The sequence below is a fragment of the Sulfurospirillum sp. HTRB-L1 genome, from assembly GCF_059415125.1.
Map to the genome: position 1 here is coordinate 284,399 of NZ_JCAHZR010000003.1, position 17,788 is coordinate 302,186.

Below are 17,788 nucleotides of genomic sequence, written 5' to 3' on the forward strand. Positions count from 1 at the left end.
TTAAAATATTCATCACAAAAACTACTTAGCTCATTTTTAACCGATTGATAGCTCCTTTAACGGTTGACTTCAGTGACGCTATGCGTTCACTGCTAGGTTTTGTTAGATGATTTTTTCTGTATATTTACAGTTTGGAAAATTGCAACATCCATAAAAGCCTCCAAATTTACCTTTTATTTCCTTTAGTTTACTTTCACATAGAGGACATTTCTTATTCTCTTTATCTGCGGTTTCTATATAAATATCTTCACTCTTCTCTTTTAATAAGTTGTTAATTTTAATATCCAATAGAAATGTTTTATTATTTAAGATAATTTCATTATTAATTAACAAATTCACTAAATCATTTTTATTAATGTCACAGTTTGTTGTTTTGTTTGATTTCCATATTATAAAATTACAACCAGTTACTTTTTTTGTTTTATAATCCCATTTATAATTTTTACATTTGAAAGCTTTTTCATCTTCATTAATGCAATCATTACATATTGGACATTTTATTTCACACTCGCAATTTGTATCAATATAATCTACCAATTTTTTTGTGTATTCACCACAATTTTTTAAGCCTTGTTTACTTCCAAATACCCAAAAAGCACTTTTCGCTCTTGAGACTGCTACATTCATCATGTTTCCATTATCATGATTGCTAAAATGTACTCCATTATAATTTTTGTCAACTGTTGGTGAAAATATAATAATTTCTCTTTCACTACCTTGAAAGGCATGTACAGTTCCTATAAGAATTTTATCTAAGTTGTATTTTTCTACTTTTTTTAATTCACGAATAATCATCTTTTTTTGATTATTAAATGGTGTAACAATTCCTATATGCTTATAAAATTCTTCATAAGATATGTTTTTTTCATTATGTTTATTGTACATATCAGTTAAATTACAAATATTCTCCAGTAGAAATTTAACTATTTCTTTTGTCTCTAGATAGCTACTGTTATTTTTAACAGTTGAATCAATGTTAAATAATTTCATGGATGGGTAAAAATCTTTCGCATCATCAAGGTATAATTTATTTGTATAAAATCTTACTTTTGGAATTAAAATCCCTTTGTAAATTATTTCATTGCAATATTCAATTATTTCATCTTTACATCTAAAGTGTTCTTTTAACCACAATGCATTTTTTTCATGCTCTTTCATTTCAAAACTATCGAAGTAAGTTGATCTATTAGCAATTGTTAAAAAGTTTGAAAAAATTGCAGAATGATCTTTTTTAAACTTACTATAATCAATATCCGATGAAATATTATCAACAATTGATTTATCAACAATTTCATCAAATGGATATACTGGCTCTATTTGTTTTTCATCACCAACAATAATCATTTTTTTAGCAATATATAGTGCAGGAAGTCCGATAGGAGCTAAAATCATTCCAGATTCATCAGATAAAACTAGGTCAAAAAACTCTCTAATAAGTATATGCTCATCATTCTCTTTATGCTTAAATGCACCAAAAAGGGAATGCATAGTTACTGTTATCATTGGAAATAATGGTGTTATTAAATATATATTATTAATGTTGTTAGATAAATCTGAACCAGATTCATCTTTTGAAACAATTTTATAACCACCATCGTAATATTTAATTCCATAAAATTTATCATTTTGCTCTAAGTTATTATCTAATAGAGCTTTTAAATCTTCAACTTTTGTAATACTAATGTCATTAAATTGGCCTTCTTTATAAATTTTGAACTCACAAGATTTACATTGAAAAACATAATCATTACTTTCAATAGAATCACTACAAATAGGGCATTTCCCGTTAGAAGATTTTTTATTTAATCTTTTTAAATTTAAAATAAAAAAAGCTTCTAATAAATGTAGACTAATAAAAAATGTATCAAACCTCTCATTTTTATCTAATTTTTCATATGTTTTGAATAACTCGTTGTCTGGAGAATTATCAATTTTTGTATTTATTTCATTTGAAAGTCTATTAATGTTTGAAAAAAGAAATTTTATAGCATCGTCTAGGTCTTCAATATTCCTTTTTGATATTAAGTTAATCTTATTTAAGTATTCAATTTCAGCAAGGTCAACATCTAAAGAAGAGATATAGTCAAAAATTTTATTTATACTTGTAAATAAAACCTTGTTTTCATATTTATTTTCACTATTTCTAATTTGAGGAACAACACAATCTTCTTCTATTAAATCAACTTCTATATCAGCTTCAAAAAATTTTAACTGTAACCATCTTTTATATAAAACTTTTTTACTCTTTTTAGCATCATCAAATCCACCTGATATACCTTCAATAATATTATTAATAGCCTGTCTAACACTAGATGTTCCTAAAATAGGTTTTCCAGTATCTATAAAAGTATAAGGATCATTTTTAACATTGTCATAACTATTTTTTGCTCTTATTGCAGTTTTAACAATATAATCTGCAAAAATAGCCCTTAGTAAAGCGGTCTTTCCAGTTCCAGGAGGTCCATTGACTGGAACAATATCCATGGGAGATAAATAACTACTTAGTGCTAATCTTTGAGATAAGGTAATTGCAAACTCTGAATTAAATGAACCTAAATGATTTTTTTGTAAAGCTTTAAGAGTATCTTCGTTAATTTTAAGTGTATTTTTTTGACTTTGTTGAATGCAAATATCATTTAAATATTGAGATGGGTGATAGTATAATATTCTATTTAGCTTATCGTCAGTATTAATTCCTTCAAAAAAAGGAATTAATGAACTTTTATAAGAATTTAGTAATCCTTTTACAATATTATCTTGCTCAACTAGTTTTTCAATATTTACAAGCCCGATTAATGAACTTGTACTATTTTCAACTATTGTATTAAGAGTAGACTTGTTGTTAATTTTATTTGTGATATTTTCATTAAAGTTATCTAAGATTTCAATAAAGTCTTCTTTTATTTGTTGATTTAAATTTGATGCTTCTATATATTTATTTAAAATACTAATGTAATAGTCAAAATTTTTATTAGGATAACTTTTTTCTATTTCTTTATCTTCCAATTCTTTTTTTAAATCTTCTAAAACAGAATGATTAATTACATATAGCTTATTTGAAGCATAGTAGTTATTAAAAACAATTTGTGCATTTTTAAAGATTGATTTTAGATATTTTTCTTTATGGTATATAGATAAATTTTTTAATTCGATAAAAGTTTTTTTAAAACTTTTATTAATGCTAAATATAAAGTATATAGGAGTTGAACATACTTTGTCTTCTCTATTTTTCGATACTTCTATAAACTCATTAACAAATGGAAAATAAATAATTTTATATTTTTCTATTTCTTCATCTTGAAGCGAATTAATATGTTTAATCAAATAGCAAAGATTGTCTTTATATACTTTTTTATTATTCTCTTTATGTTTTAATAGAAAATAGTTCATATCTTGTAATTCATTTTTATTAATATTTCCATCTTTCTTTGGAAAAACTAGACTAGTCAATGAAGACTGGACAATAAAGTCATAGAAGTATTTGATTATTGTACTATTCTTTAGTTCACTCAATTAACTTCCTTTGTCATCTAACGTTTAAAATGAGCTAGTAAATTGCCCGCAGGGTAATTTACTAGCTCCAGTCGCCACCTTAAAAAATCATTAATTTCTTACTGAATAGCAACAGTTTCTAATTGAATTTATATTTTAAGCAACAGACTCTTCAATTTGGCTTTTGCGCTGAATATTGCCGCAAGCTCTCCGATAGATTTTCGGATTATAGGAGAGCTTGTTTTTATAAAGCGAATGAGCGATGACGATGAGCTAACGCATTACTGCGATCTGTGCTGCGGTCGAATGTTTGCCGTTTTCCTTGAGCCGGTTGTACAGGTCCTTCATCTCGTCATTGAATTTGATGGCGACCATCGTTGCCATAAACAGGTTTCCTCGGTAGAGCTTGGAGCCTGCTTTTGATATCTTGGCCCGAGATCGTACCGATGTCCCGGATTCTTTGACGACAGGGTCCAAACCAGTCAGCGATACGATCTGCCTTTGATTGGCCTGGGGATATTTGATGAACAGGTGCAGCAGGACAATCCCGGCGATATCGCCGATGCCGGGAATGAATTTGATATTGGAAAAAGCGGTTGCAAACCTTCCATCGCTTTCGATAAGTGCTTTGATCTTCGCCAATATCTCGGCTTCTTTCTCCTTGAACTCTTTGATCCTTTTAGTTAGGTCTTTGAGTGTATAGGCGTTGCCCTCTTTATGCCTGAGCGCTTCGTGATGGTTGGTCATCGCGACACGCTGTTTGACGGTAAAGCGATAGTAGCTCATCAGTTCCTTGATCGTCTCGACCGTGTTGTCTACGATCGGAACTCTAGTCTCATCCTCACGGGCGACGGCGATAGCTTTTGAGAGCATCTGCGCGTCGATCCTGTCGCTTTTGTTGCGATGCCCTAGGGCCCTGGCAAAATTGGCGGACTGCTTGGGATTGATAACAAAAGCTTTGATGCCGTGTTGAGCGCAAAACTTTGTCAGCAAAGCGGAGTAACTACCGGTTGGCTCATAGACGAAGACAATACTGTCCAGCTCTTTTTGATAGAGCTTTTTCAACTTGGAGTAGAAGGATTTGATTGCCTTGGAGGTGTTCTCGATCTCGAGATCGAGAACATTGAGCGGGACGTGGACACTGATCGTTGACTTGCCGATATCGAATCCGATAGAATGCATAGCGTAGAACCTCATTATTTTGATATTGAGAGTTCGTTAGGGCAGGACAGAAGCTGTGCCTGCCTGATCAAAATAACCGCGTTACACCTAATCTTCACTCGTGCATTATTCGATCTGACTCATAGTCGATCCGGTCGCCACTCAAATTTACAGTGTAACTATCTGGCTGGAGACCAAACTGACCTTTTAATCGCTTAAGCGAACCGGCCGTTTCCTGATTTGTCCGATATGTTACTTTTACGTACTCTCTGTAGAAATCATAACTGATTTGCTACTTTCGTATAATACGACTGATTTGTTATAAAACCTTTTTATTTCTTGCTGTTTTTATTGACATTAAAATATTTTCTTGTACTTCTTTTGGGATATTATTTTTCATGTTTTCTTTAAATTGGTTCTTGATATATGATTCTATAGTAGTGATAATATATTCCAATGTAGCAAGTTTTTTTGATGCATTTTCTTTATTAAATTTCTGAGTTTCTCTTCCATGTAAAACAGGATTTCTCTCATTATAAAGTTCTTCACAAAAATATTTAATAAATGTATCATCAAATATCGAATTTAACGATGTTTGATTAATCATATCACCTATTGTTGGATTTTTCAATATATTACCATTTAAGGTTTTTATTGATGAATAAGTTGTGTCATTATAAATAGATTTTTTTGTTTCTTGTAAATAGATTGTAAAATCCCAAGTGATTCCTTCAATAAGAGTAAAACAGAGACAAATACAAGCACTATACATACTATTTTTATAGCAATTTATTATTTCTAGTATGCTTTCTTTTCTTGAACATAATATATGTGAAGTTGGAGGAGATAAATAATTGCTTTTTAATAATCTATTTAGCTCTTCAAAATCATTCTCTCTATACTTATCAGTTAAATATGATGATATATCTATACCTTGATTATAATAATATAGTAATGATTTACCAAGAGTAATAGGTTGATTCAATATATACCACTTTAAAGGAAAATTATCCCAATTATCATCTAAATCAAAATAACAAAATAATTGATGTACTGGTTTTAATATTAAAAATGTAATATAACTAAAAATATCATCATTTTTAATATTCAGTTTTAATGTATTTTCATTTAATTTCAAGACTAATGGAGAATACTCAAAATTTTCCAACTCTTTACTTATCAAATAATATTTTTTAACTAATTTTTGATTGGTTTTTGAAAGTTTTTTATCTAATATCATTTTAGCTTTTTCAGGTAAGTTATCTTTAATTTTAAAATAGTTTTTATATTGTTTCTCTAAAATGGTTTTCTCAAGTTCAATTTTTTTATTTAATAATAACTTTTTTGTCAAGTTTTTATTATGTTCATATATTTCTATTAATTTATTATCTATTTTTCCAATTTCTTTAGATTGAATAAGTAAAGTATATACTTCTGTATATTGTTTAGTAGTCTTTAGTTCTTCTAACTCGGGTGGACATATATTGGATATACAAGAAATTGATTGACCAATAATGTCAAAATCATCTTTGGGTAGTTCTTTTAAAAATTCTTCTTTTGTAATATCATTTACGAAATCTAATAGTAGTTCATTAATATTTTGGTGATGTTCTTTAGGAATATTTAAATTATTCAAAATATCATCAAATTTCTTTTGTTTATTCATTATATTCCTTAGGTTTTATAACGTTTGAAGTGAGCCAATAAATAGCCCGCAGGGTAATTTATTGGCTCCCCTGATTTGTTATGGATTGGTTGTTGACGAAAATAATTCTTTAATTTCTTTAGCTTGATATTCCATGTCTGGAAAAAGAGTTGCCTCTCTAATTCCAGAATAAGCAAGCTCGCGCAATAAATTTTCTTTATCATTTTTCAAAATTTTTATTTTTATTAAGGAGTTTCCAGTATACATTTCATCTTCCATATTCCCAACAGGTATAAATTCTTCTCCATCAATATACATTCCACCGTGGAAAGTAAAAAATCCATGCTGTTGACGAATTCTTGGATTAAGATGTGGGGCTTTGAACGGAATGATATTAGAGAAGGCTCGTTTAATATCTTGATACACATGAGGAATGACATTACCATCCATATCTACAGTGTTTGGTAAGTTTGCTTTTATAGACAAGCTTTCAAAATTCTCATTACTACCTGCAGACAATCCCGTAAATTTGGCACGCTTGTATAGGTTGCTTCTTAGTTCACTTAAGGCGATGCCATTAAGTAAACTATCTTCATCCAATATGCCATCCAGTTTGTAAATAATTCTATGGTAGAAATCACTTCTAGATTTTTCTTGAATTTGCATTTCTAGAAGTTCATTAAATCGATAATTTCTTTCCATGTTTGTTGGATCAAAAACATATAATGCACCATCTTTTTCTATGTCATTAATACAGCAAAAATACAAACCCACAAGAAGGTTACTCGACCAATCTAATAATCTTGTTGGTAAGCCATAATGTTGCATAAGTGTTAACCATTCATACGAGCTTTTATGGCTATTAGATTGATCAGGATAACGTCGTTTAAATTCATCGAACATTCGTTGTTCATCAAAAGCTATACCAAACTTTATACCTTGTCTAAAAATACTAGGAATAAGATTGTGTTCATAATTTGGTTGACCGCGGAACCATACAGCATGAAAGCTATCAGTGAATTCATTTAAACAAGTTGTAATAGCACTTAAATTTCCGTCTACTTCAATTTCTTTCATATCTTTAATCCATAACTATTTATTCAATGAACATTATATATAAAACAGCCCAATATGCTCAAATAAATGAACATAAAAAATGTTTGTTTATTTAACAATAATATTTCAAAATGCAATATTTTGACTAGTTTTTTGCTAAATTTATTAAAATATTTTAAATTTCAATAGCCATTTAAAAATGTTTTTTGGCGTTATTTGAACATTTTGTCGTTTAAACAACTGAAAAAAGTGTTAAATGCTCATTGTGTAGTTTAATTGTTAGGAGCTTATGATGAAGAAAAAACTACTCGATGTGGTTCGTGATAAGATACGATTTAAGCACTACAGTATTTCAACAGAAAAAACTTATATTTTTTGGATAAAGCACTATATTTTCTTTCATCAGAAGCGACATCCATTGGATTTGGGCAAAAAAGAGATGGAAAATTTTTTGACTTTTTTATCTGTAACAAAAAAAGTTTCTTCAACTACGCAAAATCAAGCTTTTAGTGCTTTATTATTTCTATATAGGGAAGTTTTAGGTGTTGATATCAGCACTTGGAACATTCAAGCTTTAAGAGCGCAAGAAAGAAAGCATATCCCCGTCGTTCTTACGATAGATGAAGTGAAGAAGGTCATTTTAAACATGAAAGGCATCTGCCAGCTTATGGTCAAGCTTATGTATGGATGTGGTCTGAGGATGAGCGAGGTGCAAAATATCCGCATCAAAGACATTGATTTTGGGTTTGATAAGATTTATATCTGGGATAGCAAATCGTTAAAAGATAGAACATTACCGCTACCTCATAAAATAAAAGATGAGCTTAAAATTCAGATTGAAAAAGTAAAAGAACTGCATCAAAAAGATTTGCAAGATGGATATGGCAGTGTTTATATCCCTTATGCGCTAGAGCGAAAGTTTCCAAAAGCCAAATTTGAGACCAAATGGCAGTATGTTTTTCCCATGGATAGTATCTCAACAGACCCAAGAAGCGGCGAGAAAAGAAGACATCATATGCTAGATACAACGCTAAGTAGAAACATAAAAAATGCCGTTATGAAATCACATATAGACAAGAGGGTAACATCACATATCTTTAGACACTCGTACGCTACGCATCTTTTACAAAATGGTGTAGATATACGCTCCATACAAGAACTTTTAGGGCACAAATCTGTTGAAACGACGATGATATACACACACGTTATCAAAGAACTCAATAAGAACGAGATAAAAAGTCCACTGGATTTTGGGTGATTCTATTTTAAAAATAGCCAAACATGGGTCAATGACCATAGCTTACATGTAAAGTGTGATTCTTAATACTGCGCATAAAAGCGACACTACCGTGCAATCACGAACACCGAAATGCCCGCGTCTTTAGCCACAAGTTCTAGTCGCTTAAGGTAGCGCGCGTCTTTTTCGCCCACGATGAGCGCGACACCAGGTGCTCTGCCTGTCATCTTGGCGTAGTACAAGGCTTGGCCGATGCCCTCGGCCCATTTTTCTGCCCAGTCGATTTCGATAGCGTGGGTAGCGGTGAGGCAGTCCACCCGCGTTTTATCGGGCAAGACGTATTCCATTTGGCCTTTTAAGCTTGGACAAAAAGCCTTTTGATAGTCCCGTTCGGTGCGTTTTTCTTGGGGTGTTTCTGGGGGCGTTTCCAAAAACGTATCGCCCATCCACCACAACAGTAAACCTACGATAACCCCAAGAAGCGAAACCCCACTACCACGCATAAAATCCCTTACATGTAAGGCCTCTAGCCATCCATCTCTCCGCGCCCTCTTGGCTTTTCTTTGGTGATGACAATCTGCTTTTGGCGCTCTTTTTTGCCCATCTCTTTTTCCACAAAGATGGGCTTACGCGTGAGGTAGTGCCGTCCTGAGTAATACATGAGCGTCGAGTAGGTCGAGGGCGTGGGGATGAAAATCTGCGCTTGTTCGGGGTTCATCTTGAGCACTGTGGAGGCGAACTCTTTGAGGCTATGCATGTGCCGCTCTTCGCATCCTGGATGCGCGGCGATGAGGTAGTAGGTGAGAAATTGTTTTTTGGGATTGAGCTTGTCAAAGAGGGCTTTAAAGCTCACGAGTGAGGCTTTGCCGGGTTTTCCCATGAGAGAAAGCACTTCATCGTCGATGTGTTCGGGCGCTACTTTCATCTGCCCGCTGATGTGGTGTTCTAAAATCTCTTTGAGGTAGGCTTCGCCGTGGGCTTTGTCCTCGGCGATGAGGTCGTAACGAATCCCTGAGGCGATGAACGCTTTGCGCACCTTTGGCAACGCCCGAAGCTTGCGCAACAGTCCAATCTGCCGCGCGTGGTTCACGGGCATGGCCTTACATGTAAAGGGAAAAAGACAGGTTTTGTCCTCACACGTGCCTTTTTTGAACTTTTTGGCACACTCGTAGCCGTACATGTTGGCCGTCGGACCGCCCACGTCGTGGATGATGCCCTTAAATTTGGGATGTTGTGTGAGCTGTGTGGCTTCTTCCACAATGGACGCTTCACTGCGGCTACGCACCGTGCGCCCCTGATGGACGCTAATAGCACAAAAATTGCACTCCCCATAACACCCTTGATGGGTTGAGAGGGAAAAACGGATGGTCTCTAGCGCGCGGATTTCCCCTTGGGCCGCGTCTTTGGGGTGGGCTTCACGGGTAAACGCAAGGGCTGAAACCGCGTCCATCTCCTCAGGTGTCAAGTACGGCGCGGGCGGGTTTTGTACCACATAACGGCCGTCCACCTCTTGGCACAATCCTTTAGCACTTAAGGGGTCGTTGTTGTGGTAAAAGAGGTCAAACATGTCCATGAACACCAACGGGTCTTTGGTGCACGCGCTAAAAGAAGGAAGGGAAAGGTACTCTTCTTTAGGAGCTTTAGCCACGTAGCACAGCCCCCGCACCGCTTCTACGCCCTCGCCTTTTTCCAAGGCCCTCGCAAACTCCACCACGCTGTTATCTGCCATGCCATAAAGCAAATAATCCGCCTTCGCATCCAAAATGAGCGGACGGCGCAGTTTGTTTGACCAAAAATCATAGTGCGTTGTGCGCCTCAAACTCGCCTCAATGCCCCCAAGCATGATGGGCACCGTGGGCTTAAACACACGGCGAATGAGGTTAGTGTACACCATGCTCGCGCGATCAGGCCGTTTGGTGTTTTTGCCTCCAGGCGTGTAGTCATCGTCGTTTCTAAATTTTTTACTCGCGGTGTAGTTAGAAACCATGGAGTCCACACTGCCTCCACTCACGCCCCAAAACAAGCGCGGCTCCCCAAGGCGTGCGATGTCTTCTTCGTTCATGGGTTGAGCAATCACCCCGACGTTAAACCCCGCCCGTTCTAGCACGCGCCCTACCACCGCCACGCCCATAAAGGGACTGTCGATGTACGCGTCGCCTGAGACGAGGATGATGTCACACTGCGCCCACCCAAGGGCTTCCATCTCCTCCTTGGTGGCGGGTAAAAACGCGTTACGCTTGGATGCCAATGTAAATACTTACCTCATCTTCGCCCGTGTAGACTTCAAAATCTGTCCCAAAGGTGCGTGCGTACTCGGTGCTTTTCTCAAAAAAGCGCCAAATCTTTGCCCATAAATCTACGGTCGCCGTAGGCATCTCGCCCTTAGCATCAAAACGCAAATACACGCCGCCCTCAAGCGCAATGGATACGTAGTCACTCCCAAGCCCTTTGGTGCTTGACACTTCTGCCCCCACAAGCACGTCGTACTTTGCCCGCACCCCATCTTCGTAGTTAAAATAAACCCCATAAGGCGGTGTGTCGGGCACTTCGTTAGGGATGGGGTCTAGGATGCTACTTTGAAAATACGCCCGCCACAAGGAGGGAATCTTTGCGCCTTCGTACTCTTGTTCTTCAAGGTTTGAGGTGCGCTCTTTCACGCCCGCGATAGTTTTAGGGGCAATGGTCACTTGTTCATAGGTCATTTTTTCTCTCCTCGTAATGTCCGCGCGCACGTATCAAGCGCGTCAAGCAAGATATCTACTTCGTCTTTGGTGTGGGTAAAGTGGATGCTGATGCGCAGCCATCCTGGTTTTTGACTAAAGGGCTGGCCGTCGGTGAGTTCAAGCAAATCATGCCCATACGGCCCTGCGCAACTGCACCCTGAGCGGGTTTGGATGCCATAACGCTCACTGAGCATCTTGGCCATGTCGTCTTGATGCGCCCCTTCCATGTTGAGGGAAAAAATGGGCAATTTACGCTGGCCGTAGTGGCAGTAGAGTTTAGCCCCCTTAAGCTCTCGCACCCGCGTTCCAAAGTAGACTTTAAGCTCTTCTTTGACATCGTTAATGCGCTCAAGCCCGATGGCATTGCGTAGTTTGTACGCTTCTGCCGCGCGGATAAACTGCAAGATGCCCGGCGTGCCCGCGTCTTCTAGGGCTTCTACGTCTTTGAGGTACTCTTGCGACGTGCGCGACACGTACGCTACCGTCCCGCCACCTGAAAAGGTGGGTTTACACCCCTTACACAGTTCTTTTTTGATGACCAAAAGCCCACAAGAACCTGGGCCTCCTAGAAGCTTGTGCGGAGAGAGAAACAGCGCGTCGTAAAAGGCACAGTCGATGTTCATGTACGGCGAAGCGGCCGCGGCGTCAAGGCACAAGATGCCCCCATGGGCGTGGATGCGCTCATACAAGGCTTTATAGTCAGTGAGTACACCCGTGACATTAGAAGCCACGCTAAAGCTTCCGATGATTTCGCGCCCTTTATTGGCTTCGAGAACCTTTTCCAGTGCGCCCAAATCTAACACATCTTGCCCATTAAGAGGGATGCGCACCACCTCGCACAGCGCTTCACGAAAACTCACCTCGTTAGAGTGGTGCTCATAGGGCCCCACCAACACCAAAGGCAGGTTTTTGGGCGCAATGGCAAAACGCTCGCGCGTTGCAGGCGGGCAATACAGCCCTAAAAGTTCTTGAAATTTCTTAATCGCGCCTGTGGCCCCCGTGCCTGTTGGCATGATGTAAAACCGCTCATCCACTTCCAAACTTTGGCGCAAACTTTTTCTAGCCTTAGCGTAGTGGGCTTGGGTTTTTAGGGCATTGGAAGAGACTTCCGAGTGGGTGTTGGCATAGGTTTTTAAAAGCCTGCGAATCTTTCGCTCGATGGGTGCGTACGCTAGTCCTGAAGCGGTATAGTCAAAATACAACACATGCGGATCGCAGATAATTCCCCTGCGTATGGTTTCCATTAAAAACAACCTCTTTTTTGGGCGCATTATACCTTACATGTAAAGGGTTAACGTTGAAAAATATCAATAAAAAAACAAGGTTTTCCTTACATGTAAGGGATTTTTGGATGCCATTGCTTTAAAAACGTTGGAACTTCATGCGCTGGCATGGGTTTGGCGATGTAATACCCTTGCCCGTAGCCACAGCCAAGGGCTTTTAGAAACATGAGCTGTTCCTTAGTTTCGATGCCCTCCGCCAAGGCGTCCATTTTCATGTTTTGGGCCAAGCCCACGATGGCTTTGGCCATCACACACGCATCGGGGTCTTGGGGCAGGTCAAACACGAAAGATTGGTCGATTTTGAGCACATCCAAGGGCATTTGGCGCAAGTGTGACAACGAAGAATACCCTGTCCCAAAATCATCCATCGCCAGTTTTACGCCCAATTTGTCGAGCTTTTCAAATTCTGCGCGCCATGCGTGGGGGTTGTTCATGAGGGAGGATTCGGTGATTTCAAGTTCAAGGCTCTCGCTCCCAAGCCCGCTTGTCTCCAAAGCATGGGCTACCGTTTGGGTAAACCGCCCCTCATCAAGCTGCACGCCTGAGACATTAACCGCTACAGTTCCTTTGAAAACTCCCGTTTTGTGCCATTTTTTGAGTTGGGCACACGCTGTTTCAAGCACCCATTTTCCCAAGGGGATAATCAGCCCATTCTCTTCTGCTAAGGGAATAAATTCTGCTGGGCTCACAAAGCCAAGGGCAGGATGCTCCCACCGCAACAATGCCTCGAACCCCACGACATGCATGCTCTCAAGGTCGATTTGCGGTTGGTAATAAAGGATGAAACTGTTGGCCTCAAGAGCCTTTTTAAAGTGCGCCATGATGCGCATGCGTTGGCTCATTTGGTCGCTCAAAATTTGAGAGTAAAAGGCGTATTTGTTGCGCCCCAAATGCTTGGCTTGGTGCATCGCCACATCGGCAAATTTAATCAAATCTTCGGCTTCGTTGGCATCGGTGGGGCTAAGACTAATGCCCACACTCGCCGTCATCGTATAATCACGCCCATCAATATTAAAAGGCGCTTTGAGGACGTGCAAAAAGGCATCAAGCTTCGCAATCACATGGGCAGGACTTGTGATCTCCTCCACAATCACCACAAACTCATCGGCCCCAAAACGCGCCAAGGTGTAGCTGTGGTTGGCGACTTCTTGAAGGCGGTGTGCGACCTCTTGCAAGATGCGGTCACCCGTTTCGTGAGAATACAAGTCGTTGATGTACTTAAAATCGTCTAAGTCAATGAAACAGACCGCCACAAGCGTGTGGGTTTTGCGTGCGCGTTTTAGAGCGTAGCCAAGTTCGCGCTTTAGCAAGAGTTGGTTGGGCAGTTTTGTCAGGGGGTCATGCAAGGAAAGGTACTCGATTTGCTCCATCAACGCACGCTCATCAGTCACATCGCGCACCGTGCCGATGGAGCGCAGGGGCTTGCCTGTTGGGTCATGAAGCGTTTCACATTGCTCATGCACAAACCGCACCTCATCTCCCACTATGATGCGGTGCACGATGTCATGGTAAGGGCGAGTCGGGTCTTTCGTAGACGCCCAATACGCCGACACTGTCGCCTCTTTGTCCTCTGGGTGAATCGCGCTCATGGAGTCTTCGATAGTGAGCGGTTTAGCAGGATCCATTCCAAAAATACGGTACGTCTCCTCTGACCACACCAAAGTTTGCCCCTCCAAATCAAGCTCCCAACTCCCCACTTTGGCTATCCGCTGAGACGCACGCAGCATGGCTTCTTTTTTGGTTAGCGTCGCCTCTTTTTCCAAGCGCTCGCTGATGTTAATCGCAAAGGCGATGTTATAGTCTTTGCCTTGATAAACAAAAATAGAGGCAAACACTTCCACAGGAAAAATGCTCCCATCTTTACGCCGGTGCAAGGTTTCAAAGTGCGAGGCGCGGATGCGGTTGAGGTTTTTAGCGTGGGCATCCCACGTGGCTTGGTCAAAATTGGGGTCGATATCAATAACGCCAAGTTGAGTCAACTCCTCTTTGGTATACCCAAGGCTCTCACAGGCAGCTTCATTAACATAAAACATACCCCCCGAAACCGCATCAATCCAAAAAATAGGCACCACCGCCTTGTCAACCGAAAACTGTGTCAGTTGCAAATGCTCTTCTAAAAGTTTGCGGTGAGTCACATCGTGCGCGATACCAAGAACGCCGATAAACGCTCCCTCTTCTGTACGCAACGGCGCCTTAGTGGTCTCAAACAAGGCTTCGCGCCCATCGGGAAAACGCAACCACTCCTCGTTTACTTGCACCACGCCAAGTTCCAAGACTTTCGCATCTTGTGCACGGATGGCTTGGGCAATCTCAGGGGTAAAAAAATCCGCGTCCTTCTTCCCAAGGGCTTCCCCAGGCGCCACACCCAGCAAGGCTTCGCATTGGGCATTGCACACCAAAAACCGCCCTTTCATGTCTTTGGCAAAGACCACATCAGGAAGGTTGTGCAGCACATTTTTCAACAAATCTTTTTGCAAAGAAAGGGCTTGACCGGCAAGAACTAAAGCTGTTTGATCGACCACAGAAAATAAAAACGCAATACTCTTGTGGGAAGTTTTCACCAAAGGGGTTAACGTCGTAAGCAGCGTACGCACCTCTCCTTTAGAAGTGGTGATGCGCACCGTGCTTTCTCTGGGAGTCTTTAGCGCGCCAAGATGCTCTTTGGGGTAATCTTGAAACAATTTAAACACATCACACGAAGGGTACTCGTAAATGCTCTGGCCTGGATTGCAAACGGCACACCCATCGCACCCAAGCAACGTGTTTGAGCGAAACACCACCCGCCCCGCATCGTCTAAAAAGATAATCATACGATCAGGCAAAGCGATTTGCATCACCTCCAAGATATCTTCTTGCACAAAAGTGGGGGAAACGGTAGGCATTTTTTACTCCACAAATCTGTTTTTTTGCATTGTAGCACACTTGTGTTTTTTGCAGATATAAGGTTTACATGTAACCTTTTTTTCTGAGAAATAAAATGCTCACTCTGAACTTTTTGACACAACCGCGTGCTTTTCAGAAGGGAAAAATTTATCTAATAACTATTCTCATTACTAAGTTCTATTTAACTTCCGTTAACTATAATTCCACATGCAACTCAGTTGCAAAAATGTAAAAAGGTGTGTGTATGAAAAAATCTCTCCAACTGTGTCTAAGCACGTTCCCTTTGCTCCTTCCGACTTTTTTGGTGGCTCAACCTAGCATCCTTTTAGAGGAAGTGGAGGTCGTCCAGCAACAAGAAAGAAAGACCAATACCATGGAAATAGACCTTGCTGTTGCAGAACAACAGCAGGCCAATACATTTTTTGACCTCTTTAAACAAAGTGCCTCAACCGACGTTGGCGGGGGTGCAGCCAATGCCCAAAGGGTTTACCTTAGAGGTCTTGAAAGCAGCACTGCCAATATCTCTCTTGATGGGGCAAAACTGGGTAAAAACATCTTCCAGCACCGCGGGAATGAACTGGGCATTAATCCTGATTTGCTCAAAGCACTAGAAGTTAAAACCGCACCCGATGCTTCAAAGGGCGCGGCACTAGGTGGGGCGATTGAAATGACCACCAAAGACGCGCAAGACTTCACCACCCCAAACAAAAACAGTGGAGGCATCTTAAAATCAGGTTACAACACCAATGCAAAGGCAAAACACGCCAGCGCCATTGGCTACCATGTCACGGATTATTTTGGGGCGTATGTGGCCCTCTCTGGCCTCAACGCGCAAAACTACAAAAACGGTAAAAACGATACCGTTTACGCCACAGCGCACAAAGACAGGGATTATTTTTTCAAATTTAGCGCCCTTGGCCTCCAAGACCACGACTTGCGCGTCAGCTTAGGGCAAAACGAAAACAGCGGCAATTTTCAATGGGGAAGAGCAGGAAGCGACACGGGCGTCCACGACCCAAGCGGCCCAAATCCTCTTGAAAAAATCCTCTCAACAACAACGACCTACAGCGTGCAACACACGTACAACCCAAGCGCACTCGTAAACCTTGAGACAAAACTAAACTTTTCCACGGTTGAGCTTGAGCGAAAAGACAACGCCTTGACGTACAAAAATGAAACACTGGGCGCAAGCGTCCAAAACCATTTTGATTTTGCAACACCCCTAGCCAACCACCGAATCACCGCGGGTGCCCAGTGGCAAGACGAAAAAACAAAAGGACCTTACGCGCCCCACGCGCTAGATGCAGCCATCACCAAATACGCGCCGACAACCTCGCAAGAGCGCGCCTTGTTTGTCCAGGGCAAAACAACCCACGAGGCCCTTACACTTCACTATGGGCTTCGGTTTGATGATTACACCTTTGAAACGGGGTTAGGCAAAGCGACCAACCACCGTTTTTCGCCCAATGTGGGCGTTGATTATGCGCTTAGCGAAAATGCTTCCCTTTACGCCAACTACGGAGAGAGCAGCAGAATGTCAGGTACCATTCCTTTTACGTGGCTCACCACCATCAAAAAGGACACGACCTACTCCTCAAAACTCAAACCTGAAACTTCCACAAGGTACGAAGCGGGCTACAAATACTCCGCTCAAAGCATGTTTTCAACAGGCGACAAAGTGCGTTTTGATGCGACTATTTTTCAAACTAAAATCAAAGATTTGATTGTCTCCAAGGACGTAAACTGCAACGCCATCACAGGAAAATGTGGAAGCGGCGAAGGAGGAAGAACCTTGCAAGATGTTTACAACAGCGCCAAGGTTTTTGAGTCTCAGGGGTTTGAACTCAAGGTTTTTTACGCCTATGATACTTATTTTGCTAGCGCCTCTTATGCGCAAATCAACACCAACGCTGGCAACGACGACACGGGCGGCAACCCAGATGTAAACGAACAATCCAGCATCCGAAGGGTCGGTGCGTACGACAGTGAAAAGCTCACGCTCAATGGAGGAGTGGAGCTTGCCAAAACACTGTTGCTAGACTACACACTCACTGTTGTAAGCGGTTTGGACGAGGCATCAATCAAAAGAGGCGGCTACACAACCCACGACATCAGCGCCCAATGGAAGCCTTCCCTCACCTCAGCATGGACGTTTTTTGCCGCAGTTAACAACCTCACCAACAAAGCCTACGGCAAACACACCACCATCGCCAACAACAACCTCTACCGCCTAGAGCCTGGACGAGAGGTAAAACTTAGTTTTAAATACGAATTTTAACGCCCCGTGTGCCTTACATGTAAAGCTTTA

11 protein-coding genes are annotated in these 17,788 nt (G+C 40.3%); 2 read left to right on the forward strand and 9 right to left on the reverse strand.

What is annotated here, in order from left to right; translation table 11 throughout:
- Positions 1-102: 102 nt before the first annotated feature.
- From AC5SLM_RS06985 to AC5SLM_RS07000, 4 genes are all read right to left on the reverse strand, one after another.
- Positions 103-3,513 (reverse strand): AAA domain-containing protein, encoded by a 3,411-nt coding sequence (locus AC5SLM_RS06985; RefSeq protein ID WP_495250221.1) that lies wholly within the window; start codon positions 3,511-3,513, stop codon positions 103-105.
- A 252-nt stretch (positions 3,514-3,765) separates the two neighbouring features.
- Entirely contained in the window at positions 3,766-4,674 is a 909-nt protein-coding gene (locus AC5SLM_RS06990) for an IS110 family RNA-guided transposase (protein WP_495250222.1), read from the reverse strand.
- A 298-nt stretch (positions 4,675-4,972) separates the two neighbouring features.
- On the reverse strand, positions 4,973-6,319 hold the full coding sequence (locus AC5SLM_RS06995) for a hypothetical protein (protein WP_495250223.1): 1,347 nt from the start codon (positions 6,317-6,319) through the stop codon (positions 4,973-4,975).
- 78 nt (positions 6,320-6,397) lie between these two features.
- A complete protein-coding gene (locus AC5SLM_RS07000) occupies positions 6,398-7,375 on the reverse strand; it encodes an FRG domain-containing protein (RefSeq protein ID WP_495250224.1) in 978 nt (325 codons plus the stop codon).
- Between the two features lie 271 nt (positions 7,376-7,646).
- Here AC5SLM_RS07000 and AC5SLM_RS07005 point away from each other — a divergent pair, with 271 nt between their 5' ends.
- Complete coding sequence (locus AC5SLM_RS07005) at positions 7,647-8,612, forward strand: integron integrase (protein WP_495250225.1); 966 nt, start codon at positions 7,647-7,649, stop codon at positions 8,610-8,612.
- An 86-nt stretch (positions 8,613-8,698) separates the two neighbouring features.
- Here the strand turns inward: AC5SLM_RS07005 and AC5SLM_RS07010 are convergent, their stop codons facing one another.
- From AC5SLM_RS07010 to AC5SLM_RS07030, 5 genes are all read right to left on the reverse strand, one after another.
- The gene (locus AC5SLM_RS07010; protein WP_495250226.1) at positions 8,699-9,094 is read right to left on the reverse strand and encodes a hypothetical protein; all 396 of its coding nucleotides are present in this window, start codon (positions 9,092-9,094) and stop codon (positions 8,699-8,701) included.
- Positions 9,095-9,117: 23 nt separating this feature from the next.
- Positions 9,118-10,839, reverse strand: coding sequence for a YgiQ family radical SAM protein (locus AC5SLM_RS07015; RefSeq protein WP_495250227.1), 1,722 nt, complete (start codon positions 10,837-10,839; stop codon positions 9,118-9,120).
- Positions 10,823-11,293 (reverse strand): GyrI-like domain-containing protein, encoded by a 471-nt coding sequence (locus AC5SLM_RS07020; RefSeq protein WP_495250228.1) that lies wholly within the window; start codon positions 11,291-11,293, stop codon positions 10,823-10,825. The genes AC5SLM_RS07015 and AC5SLM_RS07020 overlap by 17 nt, the downstream gene beginning before the upstream one ends.
- Positions 11,290-12,558 (reverse strand): aminotransferase class V-fold PLP-dependent enzyme, encoded by a 1,269-nt coding sequence (locus tag AC5SLM_RS07025; protein WP_495250229.1) that lies wholly within the window; start codon positions 12,556-12,558, stop codon positions 11,290-11,292. The genes AC5SLM_RS07020 and AC5SLM_RS07025 overlap by 4 nt, the downstream gene beginning before the upstream one ends.
- Positions 12,559-12,644: 86 nt before the next feature.
- Positions 12,645-15,479 (reverse strand): sensor domain-containing protein, encoded by a 2,835-nt coding sequence (locus AC5SLM_RS07030; protein ID WP_495250230.1) that lies wholly within the window; start codon positions 15,477-15,479, stop codon positions 12,645-12,647.
- Between the two features lie 245 nt (positions 15,480-15,724).
- Here AC5SLM_RS07030 and AC5SLM_RS07035 point away from each other — a divergent pair, with 245 nt between their 5' ends.
- The gene (locus tag AC5SLM_RS07035; protein ID WP_495250231.1) at positions 15,725-17,758 is read left to right on the forward strand and encodes a TonB-dependent receptor domain-containing protein; all 2,034 of its coding nucleotides are present in this window, start codon (positions 15,725-15,727) and stop codon (positions 17,756-17,758) included.
- Positions 17,759-17,788: the final 30 nt, after the last annotated feature.

Excerpts from the sequence above, each read along its gene's own strand:
- AC5SLM_RS06990 (WP_495250222.1), bottom strand. The coding sequence starts at position 4,674 with ATGCATTCTATCGGATTCGATATCGGCAAGTCAACGATCAGTGTCCAC.
- AC5SLM_RS06995 (WP_495250223.1), bottom strand. The coding sequence starts at position 6,319 with ATGAATAAACAAAAGAAATTTGATGATATTTTGAATAATTTAAATATT.
- AC5SLM_RS07000 (WP_495250224.1), bottom strand. The coding sequence starts at position 7,375 with ATGAAAGAAATTGAAGTAGACGGAAATTTAAGTGCTATTACAACTTGT.
- AC5SLM_RS07005 (WP_495250225.1), top strand. The coding sequence starts at position 7,647 with ATGAAGAAAAAACTACTCGATGTGGTTCGTGATAAGATACGATTTAAG.
- AC5SLM_RS07010 (WP_495250226.1), bottom strand. The coding sequence starts at position 9,094 with ATGCGTGGTAGTGGGGTTTCGCTTCTTGGGGTTATCGTAGGTTTACTG.
- AC5SLM_RS07020 (WP_495250228.1), bottom strand. The coding sequence starts at position 11,293 with ATGACCTATGAACAAGTGACCATTGCCCCTAAAACTATCGCGGGCGTG.
- AC5SLM_RS07025 (WP_495250229.1), bottom strand. The coding sequence starts at position 12,558 with ATGGAAACCATACGCAGGGGAATTATCTGCGATCCGCATGTGTTGTAT.
- AC5SLM_RS07030 (WP_495250230.1), bottom strand. The coding sequence starts at position 15,479 with ATGCCTACCGTTTCCCCCACTTTTGTGCAAGAAGATATCTTGGAGGTG.
- AC5SLM_RS07035 (WP_495250231.1), top strand. The coding sequence starts at position 15,725 with ATGAAAAAATCTCTCCAACTGTGTCTAAGCACGTTCCCTTTGCTCCTT.